This window comes from Nocardia cyriacigeorgica (assembly GCF_010868145.1).
Taxonomy (GTDB): Bacteria; Actinomycetota; Actinomycetes; order Mycobacteriales; family Mycobacteriaceae; genus Nocardia; species Nocardia cyriacigeorgica_D.
On the sequence record NZ_JAAGUY010000057.1, the window covers coordinates 1 to 500 of the forward strand.

Sequence of the window (500 nt, forward strand, 5' to 3'; positions counted from 1 at the left end):
TCGGTCTGCCACCAGGTGTCGACGATGGGTGTGCTGCCGGCGCCGATGACCTCGCGGTACCAGCGCCACGCCTCCGGGTTGATCGGTTCACCGACCGAGCCGAGCACTCGCAGTGATGACAGATTGTGCGTGTCGGGGATTTCGCGGCCCCACTTCATGAAGGTGCGGATGAGGGTGGGTGCGGTGTAGTAGATGGTGACGCCGTATTTTTCGATGATCTGCCAGTGGCGGTGCTCGTCGGGGTAGTTGGGGGTGCCTTCGTAGACGACTTGGGTGGTGCGGTTGGCGAGTGGGCCGTAGACGATGTAGCTGTGGCCGGTGACCCAGCCGATGTCGGCGGTGCACCAGTAGACGTCGGTGCCGGGTTTGTGGTCGAAGACGTTGTGGTGGGTGTAGGCGGTTTGGGTGAGGTAGCCGCCGCTGGTGTGCAGGATGCCTTTGGGTTTTCCGGTGGTGCCGGAGGTGTAGAGGATGAACAGGGGGTGTTCGGCGTCGAAGGC

Annotated in this window: 1 protein-coding gene; it reads right to left on the reverse strand. The window is 63.2% G+C overall.

Annotated features, from left to right (window positions below; genetic code table 11):
* A partial coding sequence (locus GV792_RS28740; protein ID WP_163828137.1) for an AMP-binding protein occupies positions 1-500 on the reverse strand: 500 nt, incomplete at both ends.